This is a genomic window from Sphingomonas sp. MS122 (assembly GCF_049532975.1).
GTDB lineage: Bacteria > Pseudomonadota > Alphaproteobacteria > Sphingomonadales > Sphingomonadaceae > Sphingomonas.
In genome coordinates, this window is the sequence record NZ_CP186695.1 from 1,733,794 (window position 1) to 1,747,060 (window position 13,267).

The 13,267-nt window shown below is 68.2% G+C and carries 9 protein-coding genes; 5 read left to right on the top strand and 4 right to left on the bottom strand.

Annotated elements, in window-relative coordinates; translation table 11 throughout:
* The first annotated feature begins 8 nt into the window (after positions 1-8).
* The 5 genes from ACO227_RS08320 to ACO227_RS08340 are packed head-to-tail and all read left to right on the top strand — an operon-like array spanning position 9 to position 7,252.
* Positions 9-677, top strand: a complete 669-nt coding sequence (locus tag ACO227_RS08320) for an aspartate/glutamate racemase family protein (protein WP_423606804.1) — start codon at positions 9-11, stop codon at positions 675-677.
* Complete coding sequence (locus ACO227_RS08325) at positions 674-1,921, top strand: MFS transporter (RefSeq protein ID WP_423606806.1); 1,248 nt, start codon at positions 674-676, stop codon at positions 1,919-1,921. Before ACO227_RS08320 ends, ACO227_RS08325 begins: the two co-directional genes overlap by 4 nt.
* Positions 1,922-1,926: 5 nt before the next feature.
* The gene (locus ACO227_RS08330) at positions 1,927-3,990 is read left to right on the top strand and encodes a beta-galactosidase (RefSeq protein ID WP_423607310.1); all 2,064 of its coding nucleotides are present in this window, start codon (positions 1,927-1,929) and stop codon (positions 3,988-3,990) included.
* A complete protein-coding gene (locus tag ACO227_RS08335; protein WP_423606808.1) occupies positions 3,990-6,053 on the top strand; it encodes a beta-galactosidase in 2,064 nt (687 codons plus the stop codon). Before ACO227_RS08330 ends, ACO227_RS08335 begins: the two co-directional genes overlap by 1 nt.
* Positions 6,050-7,252, top strand: a complete 1,203-nt coding sequence (locus ACO227_RS08340) for an SGNH/GDSL hydrolase family protein (protein ID WP_423606810.1) — start codon at positions 6,050-6,052, stop codon at positions 7,250-7,252. The genes ACO227_RS08335 and ACO227_RS08340 overlap by 4 nt, the downstream gene beginning before the upstream one ends.
* Positions 7,253-7,546: 294 nt before the next feature.
* Here ACO227_RS08340 and ACO227_RS08345 read toward each other — a convergent pair whose 3' ends face one another.
* The 4 genes from ACO227_RS08345 to ACO227_RS08360 all read right to left on the bottom strand — a co-directional run bounded on the left by ACO227_RS08345 (position 7,547) and on the right by ACO227_RS08360 (position 13,262).
* Positions 7,547-8,590 (bottom strand): hypothetical protein, encoded by a 1,044-nt coding sequence (locus tag ACO227_RS08345; protein ID WP_423606812.1) that lies wholly within the window; start codon positions 8,588-8,590, stop codon positions 7,547-7,549.
* Between the two features lie 11 nt (positions 8,591-8,601).
* Positions 8,602-10,809 (bottom strand): hypothetical protein, encoded by a 2,208-nt coding sequence (locus tag ACO227_RS08350; protein WP_423606814.1) that lies wholly within the window; start codon positions 10,807-10,809, stop codon positions 8,602-8,604.
* Positions 10,809-12,407 carry an alpha-L-fucosidase gene (locus ACO227_RS08355; RefSeq protein WP_423606815.1) on the bottom strand — a complete coding sequence of 533 codons (1,599 nt, stop codon included), beginning with the start codon at positions 12,405-12,407 and terminating at the stop codon, positions 10,809-10,811. Before ACO227_RS08355 ends, ACO227_RS08350 begins: the two co-directional genes overlap by 1 nt.
* A 102-nt stretch (positions 12,408-12,509) precedes the next feature.
* A complete protein-coding gene (locus tag ACO227_RS08360; protein WP_423606817.1) occupies positions 12,510-13,262 on the bottom strand; it encodes a FadR/GntR family transcriptional regulator in 753 nt (250 codons plus the stop codon).
* Between the last annotated feature and the right edge of the window lie 5 nt (positions 13,263-13,267).

Here is a 13,267-nt window from a genome sequence, read left to right on the forward strand (position 1 = left end):
GGATTGCGATGCCGACGCTGGGACTGGTCCACAACTCGCCGATGCTGGCGGGCGTGTTCAACGAGATCGCGGCGCGGGTGATGCCCGATGTGCGCATCCTCCACTTCGTCGACGAGAGCACGATCAAGAACACGATCGCCGCGGGGCATCTCCAGAAGTCGACGATGCGCCAGGTGATCCGGCTGGTCGGATCGACCTTCGACGCCGGGTGCGACGTCGCGATGGTGACCTGCTCGTCGATCGGCCGCGCGGTCGAGATGGCGGCGGAACTCTACGAACAGCCCGTGCTGCGCGTCGACCGCGCGATGGCCGAGCAGGCGGTGGCGAGCGCGACGCGGATCGGCGTGGTCGCGACGCTTTCGACCACGCTCGACCCGACCGCTGACCTCGTCCGCCGCGTCGCGGCCGAGCAGGGCAAGGAGATCGAGCTGGTCGCGCATCTGTGCGAAGGTGCGTTCGAGGCGGTGATGAAGGGCGACGGCGCGACGCATGACCGCATCGTCGGCGAGGCGCTGACCAACGCGCTGGCCGATGTCGACGCGATCGTGCTGGCGCAGGCGTCGATGGCACGCGTCGTCGCGAGCCTGCCCGAGGGCGCGGTCAAGGCGCCGGTGCTGTCGAGCCCCGCGCTCGGCATGCTGCGTGCGGCCGAAGTCCTCAAGGGGCTGGGCAAATGAAGAAGCGGCATGTCGTCCTCGGCCTGCTCGCCGCGCTCTCGGTCATCACCTTCATCGACCGCATGGCGATCGCCGTCACCGGCACTGCGATCCAGAAGGACCTCGGCCTCACGCCGTCGCAATGGGGTTGGGTGCTCGGCGCCTATACCTTCGCCTACGCGGTGTTCGAGGTGCCGTCGGGGGCGATCGGCGACCGCTACGGCTATCGCAAGGAACTGACCCGCATCACCGTGTGGTGGTCGTTCTTCACCGCGATCACCGCGGCCTGCGTCAATTTCTGGCAGATCACCGCGGCGCGCTTCCTGTTCGGCCTCGGCGCCGCGGGCGCCTATCCCAACATGTCGGGCGTGCTCTATCGCTGGTTCCCCAAGCGCGAGCGCGCGCGGGGACAGGGCGTGATCTGGGCGGCGAGCCGGCTCGGCGGTGCGCTGGCGCCATTGCTGCTGGTGCCGCTCAACACGCATCTCGGCTGGGAGATGGTGTTCGTGATCCTGGGCCTGGTCGGCTTCGTCTGGGCGATATTGTGGTGGCGCTGGTATCATGACCGCCCGGCCGAGCAGCCCGGCATCACGGCGGAGGAAGTGGCCGAGATCGGCGACGATGCCGGCGCGGGCCATTCGGGCACGCCGTGGGGCAAGCTGCTCGGCCTGCCGCAGCTCTGGCTGATCGGCATCGCCTATTTCTTCTACGCGTTCGGCAGCTGGTTCTTCTTCGGCTGGTTCGCGCAATGGATGACCAACGGCCGCGGCTTCACCCCGGCCGAGATGGCTCTTTATGCCGCGATCCCGTTCCTGCTCGGCATCGTCAGCAACCTGATCGGCGGGGTGGTGAGCGACCGGCTGGGCGCGCGGATCGGGTTCAAGCTCGCTTACCGCCTCATCACCAGCGTGTGCTTGAGCGTGACCGCGGCGCTGCTGCTGGCGATGAGCCTGACGCCCGACAAGACCGCGGTGGTCGTGCTGGCGGCGGCGAGCTTCGCCGTGATGGACCTGATGCTGCCGTCGGCGTGGGCGATGTGCATGTCGATCGGCGGGCGCTACGGCGGCACCGCGACCGGATTCATGAACATGCTGGGCAATCTCGGCGGGTTCATCTGCACCGTGGCGACCGGCTACATCATCGCGGGCACCGGCAGCTACGACCTGCCGGTGCAGGGCATCGCGCTGATGGTGCTGATCGCGGCGGGGCTGTTCGCGCTGATCGACAGCTCCAAGGGTTTCGACCAGAAGGCGGCGACCGCGTGAAGCGAATGGCGATCGCGCTGGCGCTGGCCAGCCTCGTTCCCGCGGCGCCTGTGCTGGCGCAGACCGGGGCGCCGGAGGGGCAGCAGCAGTTCGACAGGCTGTGGCTCGGATCGGCCTGGTATCCCGAGCAATGGCCCGAGGAACGCTGGGCCGAGGATTTGCGGCTGATGAAGGCGCATGGCGCCAATGTCGTGCGCATCGGCGAATATGCCTGGAGCCGGATGGAGCCCGAAGAGGGCAAGTACGACATGGACTGGCTGGTCCGCGCGGTGCGGCTCGCGGCCAAATACGACATCAAGGCGGTGATCGGCACGCCGAGCGACACGCCGCCCGCCTGGATGACTCAGAAATATCCCGATGTCTCGCAGATCCAGAGCAACGGCCGGAAGGTCGGCCATGGCGGGCGGCGGCAATTCTCGATCTCGTCGAAGCGCTATCGCGACTTCTGCCGCGAGATCGTGACGCGCATGGCGCAGGCGCTGGGCAAGGAGCCCAATGTCATCGGCTGGCAGATCGGCAACGAGCCGACCGACGAGAGCTATGATCCCGAGGCGCGGGCGGCGTGGGTCGCCTGGCTCAAGCAGCGCTACGGCACGCTCGACAAGCTCAACGACGCGTGGACCACACAGTACTGGTCGCAGAGCTACACCGCGTGGGAGCAGGTGCCGTTCAGCAACGACAAGGCCAATCCCGGCTGGATGCTGGAGATGAAGCGCTTCATCACCTGGCAATGGGTGGCGTTCCACAAGAACCAACTCGACGCGATCCGCGCGCATGCCGCGCCGTCGCAGTTCATCACGGTGAACTTCGGCGGGCTGGGCTGGGCCAACCGCTTCGACCGCTATGCCGCCAATCGCGACCTCGATTTCACCTCGTGGGACAATTACGTCGGCAGCGGGCATCTCAAGCCCTATCGCAACGGCGCGACGCACGACCTGGTGCGCGGGTGGAAGCGCAAGAATTTCTGGGTGATGGAGATCCAGCCCGGCTATGTGAACTGGGCGGGGGTGAGCAACATGCTCTATCCCGGCGAGACGCGGCGCATGGCGTGGCAGGCGATCGGCCACGGATCGGACGGCATCCTCTACTGGCAGTGGCGCAACGCGCTCAACGGGCAGGAGACGCTGCACGGATCGCTGGTCGGCGCCGACGGCAAGCCGGTGCCGGTCTATGCGGAGGTGCAGCAGATCGGGCGCGAGATGGCCAAGGCGACGCCGGCGATCGCGGGCACGCATCCGGTGTCCCCGGTCGCGGTGCTGCAGGACTATGCCAGCCGCTGGGCGATCGATTTCCAGCTGCACCACAAGGACTATGACCAGATCGAGGTGCTGCTCGATTACTACCAGCCGCTCAAGGATGCGCTGGGGGCGGTCGACATCGTCGAGGCGGAGGTGGCGCCGCTCGCCGGGTACAAGCTGGTCGTCGCGCCGAGCCTGAACATCATCAGCGAGACGACGGCGAAGCGGCTGGCGGACTATGTCCGCGGCGGCGGGCACCTGATCCTCGGGCCGCGCTCGGGGATGAAGGATTCGTACAACGCGCTCGAGCCGCAGCGCCAGCCGGGGCCGCTGGCGAAGCTGCTCGGCGGGCGGGTCGAGCAATATTATGCGCTCGACGAGGCGATCGAGGTCGGCGGCGGCCAAAATGCTGGCAGGGCGACGATCTGGGCCGAGCAGCTCTCGACCAGCGCGCCGGATACTGAGACGCTGCTGCGCTACGGCAAGGCCAATGGCTGGCTCGACGGCAAGCCCGCGGTGATCAGCCGCAAGGTCGGCAAGGGGCGCATCACCTATGTCGGGGCGCTGGTCGACGATTCGGTGATGAAGGCGCTGATCGACGGCGCGCTGGCGGGCGCGGGCGTGGCGCGCGACTTCGCCGTGCCGGCTGAGGTCGAGCTGATGACGCGCGAGGGGCAAGGGCGGCGGATCGTCATCCTGATCAACCATGGACGCACGGCGCAGACCGTGACGCTGCCCGAGCCGATGACCGACATCCTCGCGAGCGGCACCAAGTCGAGCGTGGCGCTGCCCGTCGAGGGCGTCGCAGTGCTGCAGCGCGGGGGGAAGTGATGCGGACGACCCTCCTCGCTGCCGCCGCCGCGCTGGCGCTGGTCCCTGCGGCCTCGGCGCAGACCGTCTTTCCCAACCGCGCGACCGCGTTCGCGGACAAGCCGGCGATCGCGGTCGGCGTCGCCTGGTATCCTGAGCAATGGCCCGAGGCGCGCTGGGAGGTCGATCTCGACCTGATGAAGGCGTCGGGCTTCAACACCGTGCGCATCGGCGAGTTCGCCTGGGCGCGGATGGAGCCCGAGGAAGGCAAGTTCGACTTCGCCTGGATGGACCGTGCGATCGCGGCGGCGGTCAAGCGCGGCTTCATGGTGGTGATCGGCACGCCGAGCGCGGCGCCGCCGGCGTGGCTGACGCAGAAATACCCCGACACGCTGCGGGTGGACGAGAACGGCCAGCGCGCGAGCCACGGCGGGCGGCGGCATTTCTCCTTCGCGAGCCGGCGCTATCGCGAGCTTTCGCGCCGCATCGCGGTGGAGATGGCGAAGCGCTACGGCAAGCATCCGTCGGTGGTCGGCTGGCAGATCGACAACGAGGTCGGGCCGCCGTCGTGGGACGCGGAATCGGTCGCGGCGTGGCACGCGTTTTTGAAGCAGCGCTACGGCACGATCGACGAGCTCAACCGGCGCTGGACGACGCAGTACTGGTCGCAATCCTACAACGGCTTCGACCAGGTGCCGCTGCGCCAGACCGGGCAGCAGAATCCCGGGCTGCTGCTCGACTTCCGGCATTTCACCACCGCAGTTTGGACCGATTACGTCCAGAACCAGGCGCGCGCGATCCGGCCGCTGATCGACGCGCGCGCGTGGATCACCACCAACACGATGTTCTGGAACGCGGGCTTCGACCATTTCGTGATGCACCGCGATCTCGATATCGCGAGCTGGGACAATTACATCCCCGACGGGCGGCCCGACTGGGTGGCGAACGGCGCCAATCACGACCTCGTCCGCGGCTACAAGCAGCGCAATTTCTGGCTGATGGAGACTCAGCCCGGGCGGGTCGACTGGGTGCCGGTCAACCGCGCGCTCGATCCGGGGCAGGTGCGCGAGCTGGCGTGGCAGTCGGTCAGCCACGGCTCGGACGGCGTGCTCTACTGGCAATGGCGCCCGGCGCGGAACGGGCAGGAGACCTATCACGGCGCGGTGGTGGGGCAGGACGGCACGCCCAATCCGATCCATGCCGAGATCGTACAGATCGCGAAGGAGCTGACCGCCGTCGGGCCGTTGCTGGCGGACACCGGGCCGGTGGCGAAGGTGGCGATGCTGTGGTCGTACGACAGCCGCTGGGCAATCGACCTGCAGCGCCATCATCGCGAGTTCGATCCGGTCAATGCGTTCACTGATGTCTACCGCCCGCTGCGCGTGCAGAGCCAGGGGGTGCATGTCGTCTCGCCCGATGCCGAGCTGAAGGCCTATCCGCTGGTCGTCGCGCCCAACCTCAACGTCGTGACTCAGGCGCAGGCCGACCGGCTTGCGGCCTATGTCCGGGGCGGCGGGCATCTCGTGCTCGGGCCGCGCTCGGGGATGAAGGACGACGCCAATGCGCTGTGGCCGCAGCGCCAGCCGGGGCCGCTCGCGAAACTGCTCGGCGCGACGGTCGAGCAATATTATGCGCTGGACGTGCCGGTCGGGATCAAGGGCGAGCTGGGCGAGGGCAAGGTCGCGATCTGGGCCGAGGACATCCGGCCCGACGCGGCGGACGTGCGCGTGCTCGCGACCTATACCGATCCCGGCGGCTGGCTCGACGGCAAGCCGGCGGTGGTGACGCGCAAGGTGGGGCGCGGAACGATCACCTATTTCGGCGCGTGGCTCGATCCGGCGACGATGCAGGCGCTGGCGGCTCGGCTGCTGGGCGAGGCGAAGATCGCGCCGCTCGTGCCCGGCGCGCATGCCGACCTCGAGATCAGCGAACGTGCGGGAGGCGGGAAACGCGTGATGATCGTGATCAACCATGGCAGCGGCGCACGGCCGCTGGCGCCGCCCAAGGGCGCGCGTTTCCTCAGCGGCGACTGGGCGGACGGCCAGGTGAAGGCGCACGGCGTGGCGCTGTTCCAGCTCAAATGAGGGTGCTCCTCGCCTCCGCCGCCGCGCTGCTGCTGATCGGCGCGGCCGCCCCCGAGCGTTGGATCGCGGCGTGGACCGCGCCGCCGATCGGCTATGAGCCCAAGATCCGCGACGGGCTCGGCCGGCCGTATCGCGACGAGACGGTGCGCCAGGTCGTACGCGCCGGGATCGCCGGGCGCACGCTGCGCATCCGCCTGTCGAACGAGCTGGGCGATGCGCCGCTGAAGCTGGGCGGCGCGTCGATCGTGCGGCTCGATGCCGCAGGCGTGCCGGTGCCGGGGAGCCTGCAACCATTGCGCTTTGCAGGTGCTGCGGAGGTGATCATCCCGGGCCGCGCACCGTATCTCAGCGATCCGGTCGACTTCCCGGTCGCGGCGGGCGAGCGCTTCGCCGTTTCCGTCCACTATGCCGGCGAGAGCGAGGCCGCGGCGCATGCGCAGATGGTCGATGTCGCGCCGGGCAACCAGACCGGGGCGGTCGTGCTGGCGGACGCCAGGCGGGCGCGAGCGTCGGGCATCGTCTCCGGCGTCGAGGTGACGGGCAGCCGCGAGAACCGCGTGCTCGTGACATTCGGTGATTCGATCACCGAAGGCGCGGGCGCGACGCAGGGCAAGGCGATGAGCTGGCCCGATCAGCTCCAGCGGCTGCTCGCGGCCAACACGCGCGGGCGCTGCTGGTCGGTCGCCAATGCCGGGATCAGCGGCAATCGGCTGCTCAGCAACGGGCGCGGCCCGAATGCGCTGGCGCGCTTCGAGCGCGACGTGCTGGGCGTGCCGGGGGTGACGCATGTGGTGGTGCTCGAGGGGATCAACGACATCGGCAAGATCGCCGATCCGGCGCGCGCGCATGAGCAAGCGAGCGCGGCGCAGATCATCGCCGCGCACCGCCAGCTGCTGGCGCGCGCCAAGGCGGCGGGGCTCAAGGTGATCGTGGGGACGCTGCTGCCCTATGAGGGCGCGGCCTATGCCGACGCCTCAGGCGAGCAGCGGCGCCGGGCCGTCAATCGCTGGATTCGCGAGAATGCCCGGCAGTATGACGCGGTGATCGACTTCGACACGGCGATGCAGGAGCCCGGCAAACCGAGCGTGATGCGGCTGGCGTGGCAGGTCGGGGATCACCTGCATCCGAACGATGCGGGCTATACGGCGATGGCGCAGACCGCGCTGCCGGTGGTGCTGCGGCAGGGGTGCGGGCGGTAGAAGGGGCTGCTTGATCCTCCCCGGCACGGCGGCAATCGCATATGGCATTTTGGACCCGATAGTGGGGCCAGGGGAAGCGATCGAGGCTCGCGCGCCGAAAGTTGACACTAACTTTACGCTATCGCGCGGACGTGCGGCGTTGACGAAGTTGACGGGTTCGCACGGCGGGTTCCACGGTTCAAAGAGCGGCCGGGACAAGCTCCAGCGGCGGGACTCCGGCAGTCGGAAGTGCAGCAGGCGAATTCCAACATTGCAAGGGGCGGACTGAGGCGGGGCAAAGTCGCTTGCCTCACCTCACCACGGCTTCGACCGCGCCACCGCCAGCCCGCGCACGTCGTTCGGCCACTTCCCGCTGACCGCGCAGTAGAAGTGATAGAGCGCGCCATCGTGCCAGATCACCGCGGGCTTGTGGGCGTATTTCTCGTCTATGGAGCCGGGCGGGCCGACGTCGATCAGCACCTCGCTCGACTTGGTGAAGGCGGTCGGGCTGGCGCCGAGCGCGATCAGGTCGCGCGCGAAGCCGTCGGTGGACAGGCCGAAATAGAACATCGCCCATTTGCCCTGATGCGTCACCACGACCGGGTCGCTGGCGAAGCGGTCGTCGGGCGAGCCCTTGGGCCCGTTGACCAGCAGCGGGCTCGCCGGGTGGCGCGTCCACGTCTTCAAGTCCCTGGAGATGGCGAGGCCGGTCTGCTCCTTCCACGGCGAGCCGCTGGTCTTGGCGTTGTAGTAGAGGTGGAAGGTGTCGCCGGCCTTGATCAGATAGGGCTTGTAGAGCCCGCCGCGCTCCCATTCGGCGCCGTCCTCGGCGCGCAGGATCACGGGTCCGCGCTCCCACTTCATGAAGTCCTTGCTGAAGGCGAGGCCGATCACCGCCGGCCCTTCCTCGTACCCGGGGCTGGGATAGGCGTGCCACGCCGCGACATAGTGGCCGTCGACCTTCACCAGCCGCGCCGGGCTGCGCAGGTCGTTCTCGCGCAGGATCGAGGCGCAGGCGATGTTGTGGCGCGTGACCGGATCATTGGGGTCGCGCGCCATGATCAGGCCGAGCCGCTTCCAGTTCACCAAGTCGCGCGATTCGCAGATGCCCGTCTGATAGCCCGTGCCGTCGAAGCCGACATAGGTGAGGTAGAACTTGCCGTTCGCGGAGAAGACGAACGGGCAGTCGACCGCTTTCTCGTCGAAGCTGCCCTTCACCCCCGAGCCGCCGAGGATCAGCCTCGGATGCTTGTACGGCGTGCGATAGGGCGCGAGCGGGTCGCCTGCGGCCCGGGTGGGGAGCATGGCAAGGCCGACGCCCGCGAGGGCACCGCCGATCAGGTTTCGCCGGTCGATCATCTGCCTTCTCCCTAGCGGATCACGCGAACGAGATAGGACGCCGCGGCGAGCGTGCCGACCTCGATCTCCCAGCCCGGCTCGATCATCTTGCCGCGGATCTCGGGCCCGATCGGCCGCGCCGAGCCGTCGAGCGGCTGTGCGAACACGCCGACCGCGCCCTCGAGGTCCTTGAGCTGGATCCAGCCGGTGATCGGCTCGATCAGCGTCGGCGCACTGCCCCAGTCGGTGAGCATCGCGCGGCGCGCGTCCCACTTGGCGCCGGTGTTCTCGACCCGGCCCGTGGTGGTGAGCAGCATCCGGTCGGAAATGCCGATCGGCTTGCCGTCGAGCGAGGACAAGGTGATCGCGGCGAAGCGGTTCCGGATCTCGGCGCCCAAGTGCCGCGTCTGCGTGTCGCGGTTGGCGGCGACGAAGCCGACCAGCCCCTGGCTCAGCGGGGTGTCGATCCGCACCAGCCCGTCCTTGCCACCCTGGGTCTGCCACGACAGCTCGCCGGTGTCGGAGACGATCGGGTTTGCCGCGGGCAAGGGCGCTGGGAGCGACGGCTTGCAGTCGATACAGGCGATGCGCGAGCCGTGGCGCAGCGGAATCGTCATGTCGAAGCCCGGCGAGTAATAGGGCATCGCCGCGCGCCGCATCCGCGCTGCGTCGCTGATCTGCCCGGCCGAATAGGACCGGGTCAACGTCTGCTTCGCCGCCGACACGTCGCCGCGCAGGAAGATCATCGCGCCCGCGGGCATCTGCGCCATCTTCACCGGATCGAGCGTGATGTCGAAATGGTCGCCGATCATCGGCTTCCATTCGCCCGCGATCTTGGTTTCGAACGTGTAGAAGAAGATGCCGTCCCAATCCTGCAGCGCGGCATAGGAAGCGAGGATCGGGATCATCTCCGCGCCATAGTCGCTGGGGAAGGGATGGTTGACCTCGCTCACCGTGAACGGCTTGCCGACCGCGGCGCTGCGCGCGAGCTTCTGGATGATCGACAGCTCAGGTGCGTTGACCATCGGCTCGTTGCGGCGGCCATAGATCGCGGGGTGCTGCCAATAGACATGCGCGTCGAGCAGGTCGGCGGCGAGCGCGGTGCGCATCAGCGGCTGGTTGGCGATGAAATAGGTGTGATCCGCGGTCGGCACGATCGGCACCTTCACGCCGATCTCGTCGCGCAGGAAGCGGCGCATGTCGGCGTGGAAGTCGAGCTCAACCTGGGTGATGAACTCGAGCTCGGCGTCGAAGCGCAGGCGCGGCGCGGCGGGATGATCCCCACGGCGCATCAGCGGGATCGGCTGGCCCTCGGCGACGCCCGCCAGGGAGTGCAGGCTGGCGATCTCCTTCGCGGTGCGGTGCTTGCCGAGCCAGTCATTGTACATGCCGACCAACAGCTTCTGATAGTGCGGGGTCATGTCGAGCTGGGCGTTCTCGCCGCCCGGCACGCGCTCGCCGCGCAGCCAGTTGCGCATCCAGAATTCGAGCAGCGAATTCTCGTTGACCACCTCGACCGTCATCACCGCCGGATCGTCGGCATAGCGCAGCTTGGTATAGGGGTTGATGTGGCCGAGCAGCTTGCGCGCATAGTCCTTCTGCAGCGCGATCAGCTCGGGGCCGAAATAGGTGAAGGCCTTGAACGGGGCGATCAGATCGGCGTCGGGGACGCCGTCGCCCGGCTTGAAGCGGCGGCCCACGTTCAAGTTGAAGTTGACGTAGATGCCGTTCTTCTTGAGCTCGGCGATCCAGAAATCGAGCCGGTCGAGCCGCTCGGGATTGAAGTTCCGGCTGTCGGGGAGGTCGTCGCGGATCAACCCGCGGGGACGATGCGTGAACGGACCGGCGGCGGGCCCTCGCGCGGCGCCCTCGTTGCGCACCGGCGCGATCGAATCGGGCATGTCGAGGAAATGCAGCCGCACGCAATTGACGCCGAGCCGCGCCAGCGCCCTGGCATAGGCCGTCGCCGCGCCGTGCGCCGGAATCTGGTCCGACCCCACCGCCCAGCCGGTCATGTTGACGCCCCAGCAGCGGAAGCGCTTGCCGTCGCCGCGCCACAGCTTGCCGTCGCGCGCGGTGACGAAGCCGTGCTTGCCCGCCGGCCCGTCGAGCAGGAAGCGCGCATCGGCGGGAGAGTCGACACGCACCTCATGGTCCACCGGATAGGGCTGGAGCGCGGTCTCCTGGCTCGATGCGGGGAAAGCGGCGACGGCTGCGGCGAGCAGGAGCGCCAGCCGCATCAGCGCACCTTGATCCGGAGCGCGTAGGGCATGCCGCCGCTGCTGTCCGCAGGCAGCTTGAGTTCCAGGCCGCGCGGGGTCTGCTTCCACGTCAGCTTGCCGCCATCGAGCAGCTCGATACGCTTGATCGGCGCGGCGAGGTACGGCGTGCCGGCGTAGAGCGTCTTGATCAGCACATTGCCGTCGGCGGGCCGCTCGAGCCCCAGCGCGTAGAGTATGTCGCCCTTGGTGGTGAAGCGGATATCGGCGGTGGTGAACCCCTTCTTGGCCGATTCCTCGACTTGCCCGCCGACGCGCACCTGGCCGGAGCTGGTCGGTCCCTCACCGAAATATTTGAACGGGCGTGTGCCGTAGATCGCCTCGCCATTGACCTTGAGCCACGCGCCCATGCCCTTGAGTACGGTCGCGATCTCGTCGGGGATGGTGCCGTCGGCCTTGGGGCCGACGTTGAGCAGCAGGTTGCCGTTCTTGCTGACGATGTCGATCAGGTCGGCGATCAGCGACTTGGGCGTGCGGTAGCTGTCGTTCCGGGCATAGCCCCAGCTGTGCACGCTGACCGAGGTGTCGGACTGCCACGGGGTGAGCTTGAGCGCGTCGCTCTTGCCGCGCTCCATGTCGAACATCGCCGAGCCCTCGGCGAATTGCGAGCCCTTGTAGGCGATGATCCCGGGCGCCTTCCACCCCGCCGAGCGGTTGTAATAATAGGCCGCGGTGTCGCGCATCAGCGGCTCGTAGAGCGGGGCCGAGGTCCACCAGTCGAAATAGATGAGCTCGGGCCGGTACTTGTCGATCAGCTCGGAGGTGCGCGCCATCCAGTCGTCGAGGAACTCCCGGCTCGGCGGCATCCAGTTCTGGAGCTGGCCGCTGTCGGGCCAGGTGTCGGGATCGTCGGCCGGCAGCCCGGTCGGCGCGGCGGGACCGTAGAGGCCGCGATTTTTCGGGTCGCTCACGTCGGAGGGGAAGCTGCGGCCCTTGTGATACCACCACCAATGCTCGGCGCGGTGCGAGGACAGGCCGAAATGCATACCGTGGGCGCGTGCCGCCTTGGCGATCTCGCCGGTGACGTCGCGCCTGGGCCCCATGTCGGCGGCGTCCCAGCGGGTGAAGTCCGAGGCGTACATCGCGAAGCCGTCGCAATGCTCGGCGACGGGCACGACATAGCGCGCGCCGGCATCGGCGAAGAGCCGGATCCATGCTGCGGGATCGAACTTCTCCGCCTTGAACAGCGGGATGAAGTCCTTGTAGCCGAACTTGTCCTGCGGGCCCCAGGTGGCGCGGTGGTGCTCATAGGCCTTGTTGCCCGGCACATACATGTTGCGCGAATACCATTCGTTGGCGAAGCCCGGGACCGAATAGACGCCCCAGTGGATGAAGATGCCGAACTTGGCGTCGCGGAACCATTGAGGCGTGCGATAGGCGCGCAGCGAATCCCAGTCGGGTTCGAACGGCCCTGCGGCGACGCCTTGCTTCACCTTGGCGAGCTGCGTGGCGACGGCCGCTTTCGGCGTTTCCATCGGCCATTGCCGTGCCGGTTGCGCCTGCGCCGCAGACATGCTCGCAACGAGCGCCAGCGCGGAAAGCATGCCGAGCCTGTTCACCCAGCCATCCCCTCATAATGTATATAATAGGATTATTAACCTATCAGACAGCTGTACGCGCTGCAATGCGGGGCAGGGGAATTTGTCGGAGAAGAGCGCGGCTCAGAGCATGACCGAGCGCGTGTCCTGGAGCGCGAGCTCGACCAGCACACGCATCCCGGCCTCGGCCTCGTCGGCGTCACCGGCGATGATCGCTTCGCCGACCCTGACATGGTCCGGAACGGGATCACGCGGCAGCGCGCGGGTGCGCTGCTTGAACTGCGTGGTCCAGCTCACCGCGGCGCCGATGCTGGCGCTGAGCGTGATCAGCACGTCGTTGCGCGAGGCGCGCAGGATCGCGTCGTGGAAGTCGCGGTCGGCGGCGCGGCCGGCCTCGGTCGCGAGCGTGTGCCGGCGCATGCCCGTGAGCGCCTCGCGCAGGGCGCGGATATCGGCCTTGTCGCGCCGCGCCGCCGCCAGCCGGGCGGCGGCCGGCTCGACGATCGCGCGCAGCTCGAACAGGTCGCGCACATAGCCGATATCGGGCTCGCCCGCGAACGCCCAGGCGAGCACGTCGGGATCGAGCAGGTTCCAACGGCTGCGCGGCAGCACGCGCGTGCCGGCCTTGGTCCGGCTTTCGACCAGCCCCTTGGCGGCGAGCACCTGCACCGCTTCGCGATAGGCGCTGCGCGACACGTTGAGCGCGGCGGAATTGTCGACTTCGCCGGTCAGCCGCTCGCCGGGCCGGATCGCGCCGCCGACGATCGCGGTTCCGAGATAGTGCGCGACGGCGCCGCGCAACCGGCGTCCGGTGCCGCGTTCGGCGCGGCCGGCATCGCCAGGCAGCTGGCTGTCGTCTCGGTCTTCGTCGTCCAATTCGC